Below are 16,456 nucleotides of genomic sequence, written 5' to 3' on the forward strand. Positions count from 1 at the left end.
GTTTACACCTTCTCTTTCACATTCTTACCAAGGATACCAGCTGGGCGGACAATCAAGATCAACAACAAGATTCCATAAACAATGGCATCACGGAAGTCTGACATCCCAAAGGCTGTCGCAAAGGTTTCCAATAGACCAATCACAAAACCACCAAGAGCCGCACCAGGAATAATTCCGATACCACCAAGTACTGCGGCAACGAAAGATTTAAGACCTGGAGTAACCCCCATCAAAGGCTCAAGAGAGTTATAATAGAGGGCAATCAAAACACCAGCCGCCCCCGCAAGAGCAGAACCCAAAGCAAAGGTAAAGCTGATAGTACGGTTTACATTGATCCCCATCAATTGCGCTGCATCGCTATCTACGGATACTGCACGCATGGCTTTCCCCATCTTAGTCTTTTGGACAATGACTTGTAACAAAATCATCAAAATCAAGGAAATGGCCAAAATCATTAACTGCACGTTTGTTAGGCTAACTGGTCCCAAATCATAGCGAACTGTTTGAATCGCTTGAGGGAAGGCACGGGTATTGGCACCAACCAGATAGACCATGCCATACTCCAATAGGAAAGACACCCCAATAGCCGTAATCAAAACAGCAATACGAGTAGAGTGGCGCAAAGGTCGGTAAGCAAGAAACTCAATCACGACACCAAGGATGGCTGTCGCTATCATAGCTACAATAAGCGCTACAAAGAAATTCATTTGGAAAGAATTAATCAAGAAATAACCGATAAAGGCTCCCATCATATAAATATCACCGTGGGCGAAGTTGATGAGCTTGATAATTCCGTAAACCATGGTATACCCTAGGGCTAACAGTGCGTAAACACTACCTAGAATCAAACCATTTACTAGTTGTTGGAGCATAAGATTCACTCTTTCTATTTATAATTTTGAGGGTTTCCCCTCACTTTTTGATAGGTTCTTAAACATCGAAACAGGGAGTGAGTCAGAGGCTCATTCCCTATTTCAACATTTTTCTATTATGGTTTTACAACTTCTGCTGCTTCAACCTTACCATTATTCATGGTCATCATGTAAGCTGTTTTGACTGTGTTGTGGTCCGCATCGAAGCTTGTTTGACCAGTTACACCTTCAAAGTCTTTTGTTTTAGCAAGGTTGTCCTTAATCTCACCTGAGTTTTTAGCACCTTTTGCTGCGTTTGCTACAAGGTGAACTGAATCATAAGCTAAGGCTGCAAATGTTGAAGGCTCTTCATTGTACTTAGCACGGTAAGCGTCCAGGAAGGCTTTTGCTTTAGCTGAAACTTCTACAGTAGTTGAGAAGCCTGAGATAAAGTAGATGTTTGATGCTTTTTCAGGAGTTGCTTGTTGTACAAACTCTTCACCGTTGAATCCATCACCACCAACGATTGGCTTGTCAATTCCCATACCACGCGCTTGGTTTACAATTTTACCGGCTTCAGTGTAGTAACCAGGAACGATGATAGCATCAAAGTCTTTCCCTTTCATTTTTGTAAGGGCTGCTTGGAAGTCTGTGTCACCTGCTACGAAAGTTTCATCTGCAACGATTTCACCTTTGTAAGCTTCACGGAAGGCTTTGGCAATACCTTTAGCGTAGTCGCTGGCATTGTCAGTGTAAAGAACAACTTTCTTAGCTTGCAATTTTTCAGAAACATAGTTTGAGATAATTTTTCCTTGGAAGCTATCTTGGAAAGTTCCGATAAAGAGGTAATCTTGACCTTTAGTCAATCCATCTTGAGTCGCACTTGGCGAAATCAATGGAACACCTGCTTTTGTAGCGTTCGCTACCGCAGCTGCAGTCGCACCAGATGTCGCAGGTCCTACGATTGCTGATACTTTAGATTGAGTTACAAGGTTAGTTGTTACTGAAGCCGCCTCAGCTGTTTCAGACTTATTATCTTTATCGACTACTTCGATTTGTTTTCCATCGATACCACCTGCTGCATTGATTTCATCAACGGCCAATTGGGCACCTTTTTGTTCAGATGTACCGTAAGCTGCTACGGCACCAGTTTCCTCGAAGTTAAATCCGATTTTGATTGTCTTTTCCTCTACTGAGTTACCAGCAGCGTTTGACGCTCCAGACTTCACTTCTCCACAGGCTGCAAGAAGTGCTACACTTGCAAGCGCCACAAACGATAGGGCAAATTTTTTCTTCATCTTTTTTTGTCTCCTTATTTCTTAAATAAATAGCATGTTAAGAATATACCGAATTATCAGAAAATTGTCAACACTTTTCTTGAACTTTTTCGATGATAACGTTTTCCTCTCGATGAAGATTGCCCACAAAGGGTGTTTCCAGCTCTTGGATATGACAAACCCTGACTTTTTTTATAAACTTTTCCTTGCCCAAGCGCCCGACCAATTGCTCCATTTCTTGAGTTGGAACATAGAGTTGTAAGTAACGATGTTTCTTGGAATGATAGGTAATATCTCCATAATCCTGCAATTTTTTGGCATCACGATTATAGTAAAGATAGATAATCAAGCCAGATCGATTGACTTTTTCAAACATGATAAATCCTCTTTCTAAGAAATCTCTCCCTATTATACCAAAAAAAGCAAACCCAGTCGAGTTTGCCTTCTTTGATCATTAATTCAATGAATTGTTGGCCATGATTTCATCAATAAAGCCATATTCAAGTGTTTCTTGGGCACTCATCCAGTTATCGCGTTCTGCATCTGCATGGACTTTTTCGATTGACTGACCTGAATTTTCAGCCAAGATTTTTTCCAAAGTATTACGAGTTTTAAGCAAGTGTTCTGCAGCGATAGCCATATCAGTTTGTTGGGTACCACCACCTGTACCACCCATTGGTTGGTGAATCATATACTCTGCATTTGGAAGCATGAAACGTTTGCCTTTTGCTCCACTTGATGCAATGACCGTCCCCATAGATGCGGCCATTCCCATAACGATGGTTTGGACATCTGCCTTGATAAAGTTCATAGTATCAACGATTGCCAAACCAGCTGAAACGGAACCACCAGGTGTATTGACATAAAGGTAAATATCTTTTGTACTATCTTGGGCATCCAAGAAAAGCAACTGGGCAATAACAGAGTTAGCCATGTTGTCTTCAACTGGGCCTGTCAGCATAATGATGCGGTCTTTGAGAAGACGTGAGTAAATATCGTAGGAACGTTCCCCACGGCTTGTTTGTTCAATAACTACAGGAATCATTCATTTCTCCTTTTGAGTTTTAATTTTGTTGGTCAAATGACTGAAGATAAGACTATTATAATATCTTGGTCAAAAAAGGTCAAATTTTTGCTCTGTTTTCATCAGACAGAAACAAAAACTCAACCTCCTTTCGTGACTGGAAATCCTTTTCCAAGTCAATCTCTTTTTAATTTTATTTTGTACCGAACAAGCGGTCCCCAGCATCTCCAAGACCTGGAACGATATAACCGTGTTCATTCAAGCGTTCATCCAAGGCTGCTGTAAAGATTTCTACATCTGGATGAGCTTCTTGAAGGGCTTTAACACCTTCTGGAGCAGATACAAGGCAGACAAATTTGATATTTGATGCACCACGTTTTTTAAGAGAGTCAACAGCCAAGATTGCTGAGCCACCTGTTGCCAACATTGGGTCTACGACAAAAATTTGACGTTGGTCAATATCTTCAGGCAATTTCACCAAGTACTCAACTGGTTGAAGCGTTTCTTCATCACGGTACATACCGATGTGACCAACCTTAGCAGCTGGAACCAAGCTCAAGAGACCATCAACCATCCCGATACCTGCACGCAAGATTGGAACGATGGCCAATTTCTTACCTGCCAATTGTTTTTGAACTGTTTTTGTAATTGGTGTTTCGATTTCCACATCTTCTAGTGGAAGATCACGAAGTACTTCATACCCCATCAACATTGCAATCTCATCTACTAGCTCACGAAAAGCTTTTGTAGAAGTATCTGTACGACGCAAGATTGACAATTTGTGTTGAATCAGTGGATGATTAATAACTTCAATTTTTCCCATTTTTGGAATTCCTTCTTTCAATTTATTCTTCTTATTATACCAAAAAATGGTTTAAAAATCTTTCTAAACCATTTATTTTTGATAATTTTTACATTAAATCAGCCTCTTTAAGAGCGGACTGTACTGTCTCAAGTGGTAAATGAGTCAATTCTGTTCCCTTTTCTTGATAGAGGTATTGGGCGTAGTCATCCATTCGATACTGGTTGATATAAACCACGCGCTTGCAGCCGACCTGAAGCAATTGTTTGGTACAATTCAGACAAGGAAAATGTGTCACATAGGCTGTAAAGCCTTTAGGAACACCACGTTCTGCACCTTGGAGAATGGCATTAACCTCAGCGTGAAGAGTTCGAACACAGTGGCCTTCAATAACCAGACATTCGTGGTCAATACAATGCTCAGTCCCTGACACCGAACCATTATAACCAGTGGAAATAACCTTATTATCCTTTACCAAAATTGCGCCCACTTTGGCACGTTTACAAGTGGAACGATTGGCAATTAGTAAGGCTTGGGCTGCAAAATACTCATCCCATGCTAGTCTTTTTTCAGTCATATCTCTTCTCCTTTTTCTCTATTTTTTAAAAAATGGTAAACCTAAATCTGCAATCTTTTCAGCTGGTACCTTCATGCCATCCTTGATCCATTTTAGAAGGACAGAAACGATGGCCGAGCTCCAAAAGGAATGAAGATAAGAGCTGACACCTTTTGATTTCCCATGGTATTTTTCTAAAAATTCCTGCATGGCTTGGACAAAGATTTTTTCCAGATGGTAATCCAAGGCCAATTGAATCACTCTGGCTTCCTTTCTGGCCTCTCGGAAAAGGTGAACCCAGACCAGATAAAGGTCTGTCTTTAAATCATAATGATGCAACTGTTCCATAATATTGTGGACAGTTCGTTTAAAGACGCTTTCTAAAATCTCCTCTTTGGAATCATAATTACGGTAAAAGGCTGCACGAGAAACGCCTGCACGTTTGACCAATTCAGAAATACTAATCTTGGTCAAGTCCTTTTTTTCCAAGAGTTGCAAGAGGGCTGTTTCGATGGCTTCTCTAGTTAATAAATTGGATTCTTGGTTTGATTTTCTGAGATTTTCAAGAGACTTTTCAGAGATTCTACGTTCAGACATAACATTTTCTTTCTACTTGTCACAACAGACGGATGAGGCTTTTGTTTCAAGGGATTTCATGATATAATTGTAAAAAAAGACAGAACCTTTGTCAATGTATAACTGACAAAGATGGAGAATTTCTATGACTTGGAAGATTATTGCTGACTCTGGTTGTGATTATCGTCAGCTGGCAAGACCAGCTATTGACACGACCTTTGTAAGTGTGCCCTTAACCATTCAAGTAGCTGATCAGGTCTTTGTTGATGATGCCAGTCTTGACATTGACCAAATGATGGAAACCATGTATGCAACTGCAGAAGCTTCAAAATCAGCTTGTCCAAGCCCAGATGATTATTTGCGAGCATTTGAAGGAGCCAAAAACATTTTCCTAGTAACCATCACTGGTACTCTTTCTGGAAGCCACAATAGTGCTCAACTAGCAAAAAATATTTATCTGGAAGAACATCCTGATACTAAAATTCATATAATTGATAGTTTGTCTGCTGGTGGGGAAGTTGACTTGCTCGTAGAAAAAGTGAATGACTTGATCGACCAGGGCTTATCTTTTGAAGAAGTGGTTGAATCTATCACTGCCTATCAAGAAAAAACCAAGTTACTTTTTGTCCTAGCTAAAGTCGATAACTTGGTGAAGAACGGCCGTTTGAGCAAGCTTATCGGTACGGTCGTTGGCCTTCTCAATATCCGTATGGTCGGAGAAGCTAGTGAAACTGGAACTCTCGAATTGCTACAAAAAGCACGAGGACCAAAGAAATCAGTTCAAGCTGCCTATGATGAAATCATTAAAGCTGGATATGCTGGTGGCCGTATTGTCATGGCCCAACGCAATAACGAGAAATGTTGCCAACAGCTCTCAGAGCGAATCCGCGAAAATTTCCCACAGGCGGATATTAAAATTCTCCCAACATCTGGTCTCTGCAGTTTCTATGCAGAAGATGGCGGTTTGCTGATGGGATATGAAATTGATTAATTGCATTCTTGACAAGAGGTGACTTCATCTCTTGTTTTTTTGTGGTACAATAGAGCTATGAAACATTTTGATACTATTGTCATCGGTGGAGGTCCTGCTGGTATGATGGCTACGATTTCCAGTAGCTTTTATGGACAGAAAACCCTCCTCATCGAAAAAAATCGGAAACTTGGAAAAAAATTAGCTGGGACTGGTGGGGGACGTTGCAATGTCACCAACAATGGAACTCTAGATGACCTACTAGCTGGCATCCCTGGAAATGGGCGCTTTCTCTACAGTGTCTTCTCCCAGTTTGATAACCATGATATCATTAACTTTTTTACAGAAAATGGTGTTAAACTTAAGGTCGAAGACCACGGCCGCGTCTTTCCGGCCAGCGACAAATCGCGAACCATAATCGAGGCTTTGGAAAAGAAAATCACTGAGCTAGGTGGTCAAGTTGCTACTCAAACAGAAATTGTTTCGGTTAAAAAGATAGACGACCAGTTTATCCTTAAATCAGCTGACCAAACCTTCACTTGTGATAAACTCATTGTCACAACTGGTGGGAAATCCTATCCCTCTACTGGTTCGACTGGTTTTGGTCACGAGATTGCCCGTCATTTTAAGCATACCATTACCGATCTTGAAGCCGCTGAAAGTCCTTTGTTGACAGATTTTCCACACAAGGCCTTGCAAGGAATTTCATTGGACGAAGTGACCCTAAGCTATGGTAAGCATGTCATCACTCACGATTTGCTCTTTACCCACTTTGGTTTGTCAGGCCCTGCTGCCCTTCGTATGTCTAGTTTTGTCAAGGGTGGCGAAATCCTTTCACTGGATGTCTTACCTCAACTTTCTGAGGAGAACTTCGTTTTATTTTTAGAAGAAAATCGAGAAAAATCTCTAAAAAATGCCTTAAAAACCTTACTTCCAGAACGCTTGGCCGAATTTTTTGTACAAGGATTTCCTGAAAAAGTTAAACAGCTGACTGAAAAAGAACGAGAGCAACTTCTCCAGTCTATCAAGGGACTTAAAATTCCTGTAATTGGTAAAATGTCTCTTGCTAAGTCATTTGTTACCAAGGGTGGCGTCAGTCTCAAGGAAATCAATCCTAAAACTCTAGAAAGTAAGCTGGTCCCTGGCCTCCACTTTGCGGGCGAGGTACTAGATATCAATGCCCACACAGGTGGCTTTAACATCACTTCTGCCCTCTGTACTGGCTGGGTGGCGGGATCAAACCCAATCTAAATATACATTACTAAATGGAACAATCCGCCCCAAAAGAAAGGAAGTCCTTTGGAACATATTATCTTGCTAAGGGGAGTGACTCCTAATGGAAAAAATGCTATCCCTAAAATGTCTTATCTAGTAGATATCTTGACAGAAGCTGGTTTTCAACAAGTTCGAACCTATATTCAAAGTGGAAATATCATTCTTGAAAGTAACTTAGCCTTAGAAAAAATACGAGAACAGGTTCATACTCTAATAAAGAAAAAGATTGGAGCCGATCTCAAAATAATAATTAAGAATAAGGATATTTTTAAAAAAATTGTCCAAGAAAACCCTTTTGGAGAACACTATCTTTATGACCGTATACACGTGATTTTTTATCAAGAATCTATTCAAAGCCTCCCTTTAGACAAATTGAAAATTGATTACGGTGAAGAAGAAATTTGTATTGGTAACCACTGCCTTTACCTCTATCTCCCTAGAACTGCTAAACAAAAGAAACTCCATACCAACTATCTTGAAAAGCTTTTTAATGTAGATTTGACCATGCGAAAACTAAATGTGGTAGAAAAATTATTAAGCAAATAGTGCTTGAATTTAGTAAAAATCGGAAGAATGCTCCTCCGATTTTATTTTGTCTGAGTTTGGACATAATAGGCAATCACATCTGATGTGTACTGGGCTGTTCCAGGTCCAAATTTGTCAATGTTTTCCTTAAATTCTGGGTTGTAGACGTAGCCTTTACCGATATAACCAAATACCTCAATAGAGCAGTCAAATCCATAAGTACGGATGGCTTGCAAGAGTTTAGCGGCTTCTTCTTGATTTTCGGTTGCTGTTACAGGTAGACCAGCTTGAAGATTTTGTGACAAGGCTCGAAAGACTTGATTGAAGGCAGCCGTAGCTTCGTCTTCGTGACCTTTTTGGCGCTCCAGCGCTTGGTCCATGACTTCTTGTCCATATTTCTCTACCGCCTCTTGGTGGTATTTTTGATGGTCTTGGTAGTTAAATCCAGCAAATTTCTCTTGAATGCTCATTTCTCTTTCTCCTTTTTGTTCTTGAATGGTTTTTTGCAAGGTTGAAATCAAGGTATCCAGATGTTCCCTTTCTCGAGTCAAATAGTCCAACTGCCTGGTCAAATGAGGCAATAAATCTTCTCTTTCTTCCTTTAATAGCTCTGCTATTTTTTCTAAAGAAAAACCTAGATATTTGTAATAAAGAATAACCTGAAGGCGTTCCAAATCCTCCTGACTATAGGTTCGATAGCCATTTTCCGACTTTAAAGGAACCAAAAGTCCTATCTTATCGTAGTGGTGTAGGGTCTTGACAGAGACGCCCGAAAGCTGCGCAGCTTCTTTTATATGGTACATGATTTCCTCCTTATACTCAATGAAAATCAAAGAGCAAACTAGGAAGCTAGCCGCAGGCTGTACTTGAGTACGGTAAGGCGACGCTGACGCGGTTTGAATTTGATTTTCGAAGAGTATTACATTGATAGTATAACCCCTCCCCCTAGGTCAGAGTCAAGCGTTTTTGCGAAATTTTTTACTTTATCATAACGTGAAAATGGTTTTCTTGACAGACCTTAGAAAACATGATAGGATAGTCAAGTCTATCAATCAAAAGAAAGGCTCATTTTGAGTACTGATGAGGCTATTTGCCAAGGGCAGTAGCTTTTTCTTTTGTAATACTAATTTTAGGAGTTTAACTATGTCTGAAAAATCGCAATGGGGTTCTAAACTAGGCTTTATTCTAGCATCTGCTGGTTCAGCTATCGGACTTGGAGCCGTTTGGAAATTTCCCTATATGACTGCTGCTAATGGCGGTGGAGGCTTTTTACTAGTCTTTCTTATTTCTACCATTTTAATCGGTTTCCCGCTCCTGCTTGCTGAATTTGCCCTTGGCCGTAGTGCTGGTGTTTCAGCAATCAAAACCTTTGGAAAACTCGGCAAGAATAGTAAGTACAACTTTATCGGTTGGATTGGTGCCTTTGCCCTCTTTATCCTCTTATCTTTCTACAGTGTTATTGGGGGATGGATTCTGGTTTATCTAGGCATTGAGTTTGGAAAATTGTTCCAAATTGGTGGAACGGGGGATTATGCTCAGTTATTTACTTCAATCATTTCAAATCCAGCCATTGCCCTAGGAGCTCAAGCAGCCTTTATCCTATTGAATATCTTCATTGTATCACGTGGGGTTCAAAAAGGGATTGAAAGAGCTTCGAAAGTCATGATGCCCCTGCTCTTTATCATCTTTGTCGTCATCATCGGTCGTTCTCTCAGTTTGCCAAATGCCATGGAAGGGGTTCTTTACTTCCTAAAACCAGACTTCTCTAAGCTGACCAGTGCTGGTCTCCTATATGCTCTGGGACAATCTTTCTTTGCCCTCTCACTAGGGGTTACAGCCATGCTGACCTATGCTTCTTACTTGGATAAGAAAACCAATCTGGTTCAGTCAGGGATTTCCATCGTAGCCATGAATATCTCGGTATCCATCATGGCAGGTCTAGCCATTTTCCCAGCCATGTCAGCCTTCAATATCCAGTCTGAAGGGGGACCAAGCTTGCTATTTATCGTCTTGCCTCAGCTCTTTGACAAGATGCCTTTTGGAACCATTTTCTACATCCTCTTCCTCCTGCTCTTCCTCTTTGCGACGGTCACTTCTTCCGTTGTTATGCTGGAAATCAATGTGGGTAATATCACCAATCAGGACAACAGTAAGCGTGCTAAATGGAGTGCTATTTTAGGAATCTTGACCTTTGTCTTTGGAATTCCTTCAGCCCTATCTTACGGTGTTATGGCGGATGTTCATATCTTTGGGAAGACCTTCTTTGATGCTATGGACTTCTTGGTTTCTAATCTCCTCATGCCATTTGGTGCTCTCTGCCTTTCACTTTTTACAGGCTACATCTTTAAGAAGGCTCTTGCTATGGAGGAACTGCATCTTGATGAAACAGCATGGAAACAGGGACTGTTCCAAGTCTGGCTCTTCCTTCTTCGCTTTATCATTCCAATCATCATCATTGTGGTCTTTATCGCCCAATTTATGTAATCAAAAAGGACTTGAGTAATGAACTCAGGCCCTTTCTTTTTTATGGATGGCTAACAATCAATTCCAAACCTTGCCCTTCCAAAGTCCAAGATTCAACATCACTTGGTAGGATAAAGTTGCTGCCTTTTTGGATTGGATAGTTTTTCCCGTCAACAGTTAGTTGACCTTGACCAGCCAAGACGCTGAACAAACTGTAGTCGGCTGTCTTTTCAAAGTCAACTTTTCCAGTGATTTCCCACTTGTAAACTGCGAAGAAATCATTGGATACAAGGAGAGTGGAACGTAAATCATCTGCTTTGATAGTTACAGGACGGCTATTGGCAGGCTCGCCAATATTCAAGACATCGATAGATTTTTCAAGGTGAAGTTCACGCAAGTTGCCATTATCATCCTTACGGTCAAAGTCATAGACACGGTAAGTGGTATCGCTAGATTGCTGAGTTTCAAGAATCAAAATTCCTGCTCCGATAGCGTGCATGGTGCCACTTGGTACATAGAAGAAATCTCCAGCCTTTACAGGAACTTTTGTCAACAAGGCATCCCAGTTCTTGTCCTCGATTTGCTGGCGGAGTTCTTCTTTTGACTTGGCATTGTGACCATAGATAATTTCTGAACCTTCATCCGCTGCGATAATGTACCAGCATTCTGTTTTTCCAAGTTCACCTTCATGCTCTAGTCCATAGGCATCGTCTGGGTGAACTTGGACACTGAGCCAGTCGTTGGCATCCAGAATCTTAGTCAAAAGTGGAAATACAGGTTCTGGACGATTGCCAAACAATTCACGGTGCTCTGCATATAAAGTAGCAAGATCTGTTCCCTGGTAGCGTCCATTGGCAACTTTAGAGACTCCATTTGGATGGGCTGAGATGGCCCAATATTCTCCGATTTTTTCACTTGGGATGTCGTAACCAAACTCATCACGTAGCTTGGTTCCACCCCAGATTTTTTCTTGCATAACTGATTGTAAAAATAATGGTTCTGACATGTCGATCTCCTGTCTGATTTTTCTCCCCTCATTATAGCAAAAAGCTCCATCTAATTGAACTCTTTTTCACATATTATAAAGTAGGGAGAAGATTTTATAAAAATAGTGAACAAATGTGCTCTACTCAATGCTTGCACCATTGCTGGCAATGACATCCTTGTACCAGTAGAAGGATTTCTTCTTGCTACGTTTGAGGCTTCCATGACCAGCATTATCTCGATCTACATAGATAAAGCCATAGCGCTTGTTCATTTCGCCTGTTCCAGCTGAAACCAGATCGATACAGCCCCAAGTCGTATAACCAAGCAAGTCAACGCCATCTTGGTAAATGGCATCTCGCATGGCCTTGATATGAGCCTCTAAGTAAGCAATCCGATAGTCATCTGCTACATGACCATTCTCATCCGGTGTATCCATAGCACCTAGACCGTTTTCCACGATGAACATTGGCTTTTGGTAACGATCCCAGATAGCATTGAGGGTGATACGAAGACCAAGTGGGTCAATCTGCCATCCCCATTCTGAGGATTCAAGATAAGGATTTTTGAGAGAGGCAAAGATATTTCCAGCAGTTAATTCTTTAACTTCTGGATCACCTGAGGCTACTAGACTTGCATAGTAAGAGAAGGAAACAAAGTCAACAGTATTGTCCTTCAACAACTCTAAATCTTCTGCAGTCATTTGAATCTCGATTCGCTCACGCTCCCACTGCTTCTTGGCGTAGTTTGGGTATTCCCCACGCGCTTGAACATCAATGAAGAAGTAACTCTTGCGGTCTTCCTCCATGGCTGCCCAGTAGTCTCTTGGATGGGCTGTGTTAGGATAGTATTGCCCTGCAGCCAACATACATCCCACCTTATTTTCTGGGTCAATTTCGTGGGCAATCTTTGTCGCAAGAGCTGAAGCTACCAACTCATAGTGTGCAGCCTGATATTTAACCAGTTCTTGATTTTCTCCTTCTTCAAAACAGAGCCCAGCTCCCATAAAGGGGGCATGGAGAATCATGTTGATTTCGTTGAAGGTAAGCCAATATTTGACCAAACCCTTATAGCGGGTAAAGAGTGTGCGACAAAGTTTTTCATAGAAGTCTAACATCCGACGATTGCGCCAACCACCGTACTCTGTAATCAAGTGCATAGGACAGTCGAAATGAGTGATAGTCACCAGAGGTTGGATACCATACTTGTGGCACTCCTTAAATAAATCCTCATAAAAGGCTAGACCAGCTTCATTTGGCACTGTTTCGTCGCCCTTAGGAAAAATCCGAGTCCAAGCAATGGATAGACGATAAGTCTTAAAGCCCATTTCCGCAAAAAGGGCAATATCTTCCTTGTAATGATGGTACATATCAATAGCTTGCTTGGCTGGGTAAAAATAGCCCTCCTCAAACGAAAACATCTTTTTCTGACCTGTGATAATGGCTTCACGATCTGGACCGATGGGGACGACATCCACATTCGCCAATCCACGACCTTCTAAATTATAAGCACCCTCACACTGGTTGGCAGCTGTCGCTCCGCCCCACAAGAAACCATCCGGAAAAGTCAGTTTTTCGGTCATAACTCTACTCACTTTCTTATTTGCTTGTTCATTTACTTATATTATAACTTATTCTGTAAACCTTTTCTTATAAAATACTGTGACATACTGATACTATTCTACTATTTAAGTTTATCAGATTGTTTTTTAAAAAATTATCCTCTAGAAAAAGTAAATAGCCTCCCCTGAAACAAAAAAGAAGACTGAAAACTAGTCTCCTCTGTTCCTTTTAAATCAAAGCTGTAATAACCGTCACTAGGCCAAAAATAATACCTGGTGCATTAGCTGCTGCAAGGGGGATATCTCTTTCTTTTTTGAAAAGACCGTAGTAAACCCAGAGACTACAGTTGATGGCAGCAACCAAGGGCTGGATGAAATTTCCTTTTTGACCAGCCAGATTGTTCATGATTTGTGGGAAGTAAGACACATACATCATAACAGACATAAAGGTCGCTACCCAACCTAAAATTTTCATTTGTTTTTCAGACATTTTCAAAACCTCTTTCATTTTTACTGAATCTTATTTTAAAATATTCTTTCAAAACAATCAAGTCTTTAAAACTTTTGTTATAAAGATATAAACTATCACAATCTTGTTATAAGAAAGAGGGAACAGAAAAAAGACCGAATTGCTCCGTTCTGTTTACTCAATCAAATATTAGAAAATGAATACTCCTTTTCAATGAATCGATTGATTGATGGTAAATAAGCCGTTAGAAATTATTGACAGTATCGAAATTTTCTAGTAAAATGAATTTTGTTAATACCTAAATGGTGTGTAGTTTTCTATCAACATAGTCAGGAGAAAAGGAACTTATGCTAAAAAAATTTAATGAATTGTCACTGAAAGATAAGGCTTATCTAATTGGCGGTTTGAGCTTATTAGTCATTGTGATCTCATTTGGTCTACTCAATCGTCAAACAGTAACTGTCAGTCTTGTCTTTACACAACTATCTGCTCCCTTGATTTTGGTGATTTTTACTTGTCTAGTAATCGGGATCATTGCTGGTAGTGCTATTGGTATTAGCTATCACCATAACAAGACTCAAGATCTGAGAAGCCGCATTGCTGAAGCAGAAGCGACTATCAATATAAAAGACAGGGAGCTTGTCCAGTACGAGGAACAGGTGCAACAATTAAAACAGGAAGCCAAACAATAAGTGTAGAAATCATAACCACCCGTGAAAACGGGTGGTTTTTTGTCTCGCACCTAACGGAGCGAGACGGACTGAAAGTCGCATAAATACAAAAAAGATCGAATTGCTCCGATCTTTTTAAGTTTCACTCCAAGAATGTTTAGATAAAAAATTTGATAATAGAATTACCTACTTCATACGATAAAAATCAATCACTAGACCAGCAGGCCCTTTAACTAATAAGGACTCTGTTCCCCAATCCGTTTCACAAAGACCGTGTAAAATCTCGACACCGATCTCTTTTAAACGTTGGTAATTCTGATTTAGATCCTCAATCTCAATATGAAGAATGATTCCTGACTGAAAATCTTCCAAAGGAATCAAATGATTTTGGGACAACATCAGACAGTGACTGCCAATCGTAAACTGAGCAAAACTGTCATCAACATAATCGGACTTTTTATCCAAAATACGCTCCAAGTCAGCACAGACTTGTGGAACATCTGAAACGATAATATCTAATTGATTTAAATTCATTTACTATACTCCATAAAAAGACCGGATTGCTCCGATCTTTTTAAGTTCCACGAAGGAATTATTTAATTGCGCGTGATTGCAAACCTTCTTCTTCCAAGAAGAGACGGAATGGTACGAGTTCTTCTGCTTCGTATTTTTCCTTGAAGGCTTTGATTGCTTCTTCTGAGTGAAGTTTTGGATCCAATTCAAGTACTTCTACTGGAAGTGGACGGTGTGGAGTGATGCGAGCATCGATCACAACAGTTTTACCTTCTTTGTTCAATTTAACAGCTTCTGCAACAACTGCATCGATGTCTTCTATACGGTCAACTGTAAATCCTACAGCACCTTGCGCTTCAGCGATTTTCGCATAGTCAGCATTAGGGAAGTCACAACCAAACAAGTGTTTGTTTGTGTCTTCGTATTTGTCCTTGATGAAGGCATATTTACCATTTGAGAAGACAACGTTGATAACTGGAAGGTCATATTGAACGTTTGTGATAACGTCTGGGTAGCACATGTTGAATGCACCGTCACCCATGATGTTCCATACTTGGCGATCTGGATTGTCTTTCTTAGCAGCGATACCACCAGGAAGGGCAATACCCATTGTCGCAAAGAGTGGAGATGTACGCCACATGTTCTTAGGTGTCATGTGAAGGTGACGAGTAGATGTTTGAGTAGTGTCACCTACGTCGATTGAGTAGATAGCGTCTTGATCAGCATGTTTGTTGATTGCATTGTAAACTTGATACAATTGCAATTCACCCTCAGTTTTACCTTCGATTTTGTTCATGTAATCACGCCAGTTTTGGTTGTTCTTAACGTTTGCACGCCACCATGGAGTAGATTCAACTGGGTTCACTTTGTCAAGGATAGCTTTAGCTGCTTGACCTGCATCACCAAGGATTGAAGCGTCTAGGGCATGACGTTTACCAAGTTTGTAAGGGTCGATATCCACTTGGATGAATTTTTCAGTATTCTTGAATGCTTGGTAAACTTCAGCAAATGGGAAGTTTGAACCAAGGAAAAGAACTGTGTCTGCTTCAAAGACCACTTCGTTGGCTGGTTTCCAACCAACACGGTAAGCAGAACCTGTCAAACCTTCATAGTTCCATTCAAAGGCTTCAAAGTTTTTACCAGTTGTGATGATTGGTGCTTTGATTTTACGTGACAATTCAGTAATCACTTCACCAGCTTTAACACCACCATAACCAGCATAGATAACTGGACGTTCAGCATTGTTCAAGATTTCAACAGCTTTGTCGATTTCAACTTCGTTCAAAGCAGGAGCGATAAATGAACGCTCGTATGAACCTGATCCATAGTATGAGTTTTCGTCAATTTCTTGGAAACCGAAGTTTACTGGGATTTCAACAACAGCTGGACCTTTTTTAGAAACTGCAGCACGGCAAGCTTCGTCAATTACTTTTGGCAATTGCTCAGCGTAAGCTACACGTTTGTTATATACAGCGATACCATTGTACATTGGGTTTTGGTTCAATTCTTGGAAAGCATCCATGTTGAGTTCGTTAACCGGACGTGATCCAAGGATTGCTAGGAATGGAGTGTTATCCATAGCTGCATCGTAAACACCGTTAATCAAGTGAGTCGCACCTGGACCACCTGAACCAACTGCAACCCCGATTGAGCCGCCGAATTTAGCTTGCATAACCGCTGCAAGAGCACCTGTTTCTTCGTGGCGAACTTGCAAGAAGCGGATGTCTTTGTCTTCAGCCAAAGCATCCATCAATGAGCTGAGTGTTCCTGATGGGATACCGTAGATAGTGTCTACGCCCCATGTTTTCAATACATTAAGCATTGCTGCAGATGCAGTAATTTTCCCTTGAGTCATAATGATAACTCTCCTTCAAATATTTTTAAATCTACTAAAAAAGGTTTCATATAGTTTTTGAAAACGTTTCAGTAAATTTTTACA

18 protein-coding genes are annotated in these 16,456 nt (G+C 40.6%); 5 read left to right on the forward strand and 13 right to left on the reverse strand.

What is annotated here, in order from left to right:
* Window positions 1-2 precede the first annotated feature (2 nt).
* The 7 genes from HMPREF2701_RS09225 to HMPREF2701_RS09255 form a co-directional block, all read right to left on the reverse strand.
* Complete coding sequence (locus HMPREF2701_RS09225) at window positions 3-872, reverse strand: branched-chain amino acid ABC transporter permease (RefSeq protein ID WP_033679951.1); 870 nt, start codon at window positions 870-872, stop codon at window positions 3-5.
* 116 nt (window positions 873-988) lie between these two features.
* Complete coding sequence (locus HMPREF2701_RS09230; protein ID WP_049486978.1) at window positions 989-2,149, reverse strand: ABC transporter substrate-binding protein; 1,161 nt, start codon at window positions 2,147-2,149, stop codon at window positions 989-991.
* A 67-nt stretch (window positions 2,150-2,216) separates the two neighbouring features.
* Window positions 2,217-2,504, reverse strand: a complete 288-nt coding sequence (locus HMPREF2701_RS09235; RefSeq protein WP_000462118.1) for a YlbG family protein — start codon at window positions 2,502-2,504, stop codon at window positions 2,217-2,219.
* 78 nt (window positions 2,505-2,582) lie between these two features.
* Window positions 2,583-3,173: an ATP-dependent Clp protease proteolytic subunit ClpP gene (clpP, locus tag HMPREF2701_RS09240; RefSeq protein ID WP_000613475.1), complete on the reverse strand. Its 591-nt coding sequence runs from the start codon at window positions 3,171-3,173 to the stop codon at window positions 2,583-2,585.
* A 172-nt stretch (window positions 3,174-3,345) separates the two neighbouring features.
* Window positions 3,346-3,975 carry a uracil phosphoribosyltransferase gene (gene upp, locus HMPREF2701_RS09245; protein WP_000515974.1) on the reverse strand — a complete coding sequence of 210 codons (630 nt, stop codon included), beginning with the start codon at window positions 3,973-3,975 and terminating at the stop codon, window positions 3,346-3,348.
* Window positions 3,976-4,063: 88 nt separating this feature from the next.
* The gene (locus HMPREF2701_RS09250) at window positions 4,064-4,531 is read right to left on the reverse strand and encodes a deoxycytidylate deaminase (protein ID WP_000136975.1); all 468 of its coding nucleotides are present in this window, start codon (window positions 4,529-4,531) and stop codon (window positions 4,064-4,066) included.
* Window positions 4,532-4,549: 18 nt separating this feature from the next.
* Window positions 4,550-5,107, reverse strand: a complete 558-nt coding sequence (locus tag HMPREF2701_RS09255) for a TetR/AcrR family transcriptional regulator (RefSeq protein WP_000004135.1) — start codon at window positions 5,105-5,107, stop codon at window positions 4,550-4,552.
* A gap of 124 nt (window positions 5,108-5,231) precedes the next feature.
* Between HMPREF2701_RS09255 and HMPREF2701_RS09260 the strand changes: the two genes are divergently transcribed.
* From HMPREF2701_RS09260 to HMPREF2701_RS09270, 3 genes are read left to right on the forward strand one after another with little or no spacing between them, the layout of a single operon-like run.
* Window positions 5,232-6,077: a DegV family protein gene (locus HMPREF2701_RS09260; RefSeq protein ID WP_061864255.1), complete on the forward strand. Its 846-nt coding sequence runs from the start codon at window positions 5,232-5,234 to the stop codon at window positions 6,075-6,077.
* A 57-nt stretch (window positions 6,078-6,134) separates the two neighbouring features.
* Window positions 6,135-7,307, forward strand: a complete 1,173-nt coding sequence (locus tag HMPREF2701_RS09265) for an aminoacetone oxidase (RefSeq protein WP_070482925.1) — start codon at window positions 6,135-6,137, stop codon at window positions 7,305-7,307.
* A gap of 48 nt (window positions 7,308-7,355) precedes the next feature.
* Window positions 7,356-7,877, forward strand: coding sequence for a DUF1697 domain-containing protein (locus tag HMPREF2701_RS09270; protein WP_070482827.1), 522 nt, complete (start codon window positions 7,356-7,358; stop codon window positions 7,875-7,877).
* Window positions 7,878-7,918: 41 nt separating this feature from the next.
* Here the strand turns inward: HMPREF2701_RS09270 and HMPREF2701_RS09275 are convergent, their stop codons facing one another.
* A complete protein-coding gene (locus HMPREF2701_RS09275; protein ID WP_070482830.1) occupies window positions 7,919-8,659 on the reverse strand; it encodes a MerR family transcriptional regulator in 741 nt (246 codons plus the stop codon).
* Window positions 8,660-8,999: 340 nt separating this feature from the next.
* On the opposite strand from HMPREF2701_RS09275, the gene HMPREF2701_RS09280 reads away from it, so the two are divergent.
* Window positions 9,000-10,340 (forward strand): sodium-dependent transporter, encoded by a 1,341-nt coding sequence (locus HMPREF2701_RS09280; protein WP_070482834.1) that lies wholly within the window; start codon window positions 9,000-9,002, stop codon window positions 10,338-10,340.
* A gap of 40 nt (window positions 10,341-10,380) precedes the next feature.
* On the opposite strand, the gene manA is transcribed toward HMPREF2701_RS09280, so the two are convergent.
* From manA to HMPREF2701_RS09295, 3 genes are all read right to left on the reverse strand, one after another.
* Window positions 10,381-11,325, reverse strand: coding sequence for a mannose-6-phosphate isomerase, class I (gene manA / locus HMPREF2701_RS09285; protein WP_070482837.1), 945 nt, complete (start codon window positions 11,323-11,325; stop codon window positions 10,381-10,383).
* A gap of 120 nt (window positions 11,326-11,445) precedes the next feature.
* Entirely contained in the window at window positions 11,446-12,885 is a 1,440-nt protein-coding gene (locus HMPREF2701_RS09290; RefSeq protein WP_000136868.1) for a 6-phospho-beta-glucosidase, read from the reverse strand.
* Window positions 12,886-13,093: 208 nt separating this feature from the next.
* On the reverse strand, window positions 13,094-13,354 hold the full coding sequence (locus tag HMPREF2701_RS09295) for a SemiSWEET family transporter (RefSeq protein ID WP_001291472.1): 261 nt from the start codon (window positions 13,352-13,354) through the stop codon (window positions 13,094-13,096).
* Between the two features lie 326 nt (window positions 13,355-13,680).
* Between HMPREF2701_RS09295 and HMPREF2701_RS09300 the strand changes: the two genes are divergently transcribed.
* Window positions 13,681-14,025, forward strand: a complete 345-nt coding sequence (locus HMPREF2701_RS09300) for a lipopolysaccharide assembly protein LapA domain-containing protein (protein ID WP_000913393.1) — start codon at window positions 13,681-13,683, stop codon at window positions 14,023-14,025.
* Between the two features lie 165 nt (window positions 14,026-14,190).
* Here HMPREF2701_RS09300 and HMPREF2701_RS09305 read toward each other — a convergent pair whose 3' ends face one another.
* Window positions 14,191-14,538, reverse strand: a complete 348-nt coding sequence (locus HMPREF2701_RS09305; protein WP_001052641.1) for a VOC family protein — start codon at window positions 14,536-14,538, stop codon at window positions 14,191-14,193.
* 58 nt (window positions 14,539-14,596) lie between these two features.
* Window positions 14,597-16,372 (reverse strand): pyruvate oxidase, encoded by a 1,776-nt coding sequence (gene spxB, locus HMPREF2701_RS09310; protein ID WP_070482840.1) that lies wholly within the window; start codon window positions 16,370-16,372, stop codon window positions 14,597-14,599.
* Window positions 16,373-16,456: the final 84 nt, after the last annotated feature.

It is taken from the genome of Streptococcus sp. HMSC077D04 (assembly GCF_001808785.1).
GTDB lineage: Bacteria > Bacillota > Bacilli > Lactobacillales > Streptococcaceae > Streptococcus > Streptococcus mitis_BX.

Bases quoted from the DNA above. Each gene is read 5' to 3' on its own strand.
- HMPREF2701_RS09225 (WP_033679951.1), bottom strand. From the start codon at position 872: ATGCTCCAACAACTAGTAAATGGTTTGATTCTAGGTAGTGTTTACGCA.
- HMPREF2701_RS09230 (WP_049486978.1), bottom strand. From the start codon at position 2,149: ATGAAGAAAAAATTTGCCCTATCGTTTGTGGCGCTTGCAAGTGTAGCA.
- HMPREF2701_RS09235 (WP_000462118.1), bottom strand. From the start codon at position 2,504: ATGTTTGAAAAAGTCAATCGATCTGGCTTGATTATCTATCTTTACTAT.
- clpP (WP_000613475.1), bottom strand. From the start codon at position 3,173: ATGATTCCTGTAGTTATTGAACAAACAAGCCGTGGGGAACGTTCCTAC.
- upp (WP_000515974.1), bottom strand. From the start codon at position 3,975: ATGGGAAAAATTGAAGTTATTAATCATCCACTGATTCAACACAAATTG.
- HMPREF2701_RS09250 (WP_000136975.1), bottom strand. From the start codon at position 4,531: ATGACTGAAAAAAGACTAGCATGGGATGAGTATTTTGCAGCCCAAGCC.
- HMPREF2701_RS09255 (WP_000004135.1), bottom strand. From the start codon at position 5,107: ATGTCTGAACGTAGAATCTCTGAAAAGTCTCTTGAAAATCTCAGAAAA.
- HMPREF2701_RS09260 (WP_061864255.1), top strand. From the start codon at position 5,232: ATGACTTGGAAGATTATTGCTGACTCTGGTTGTGATTATCGTCAGCTG.
- HMPREF2701_RS09265 (WP_070482925.1), top strand. From the start codon at position 6,135: ATGAAACATTTTGATACTATTGTCATCGGTGGAGGTCCTGCTGGTATG.
- HMPREF2701_RS09275 (WP_070482830.1), bottom strand. From the start codon at position 8,659: ATGTACCATATAAAAGAAGCTGCGCAGCTTTCGGGCGTCTCTGTCAAG.
- HMPREF2701_RS09280 (WP_070482834.1), top strand. From the start codon at position 9,000: ATGTCTGAAAAATCGCAATGGGGTTCTAAACTAGGCTTTATTCTAGCA.
- manA (WP_070482837.1), bottom strand. From the start codon at position 11,325: ATGTCAGAACCATTATTTTTACAATCAGTTATGCAAGAAAAAATCTGG.
- HMPREF2701_RS09290 (WP_000136868.1), bottom strand. From the start codon at position 12,885: ATGACCGAAAAACTGACTTTTCCGGATGGTTTCTTGTGGGGCGGAGCG.
- HMPREF2701_RS09295 (WP_001291472.1), bottom strand. From the start codon at position 13,354: ATGTCTGAAAAACAAATGAAAATTTTAGGTTGGGTAGCGACCTTTATG.
- HMPREF2701_RS09300 (WP_000913393.1), top strand. From the start codon at position 13,681: ATGCTAAAAAAATTTAATGAATTGTCACTGAAAGATAAGGCTTATCTA.
- HMPREF2701_RS09305 (WP_001052641.1), bottom strand. From the start codon at position 14,538: ATGAATTTAAATCAATTAGATATTATCGTTTCAGATGTTCCACAAGTC.
- spxB (WP_070482840.1), bottom strand. From the start codon at position 16,372: ATGACTCAAGGGAAAATTACTGCATCTGCAGCAATGCTTAATGTATTG.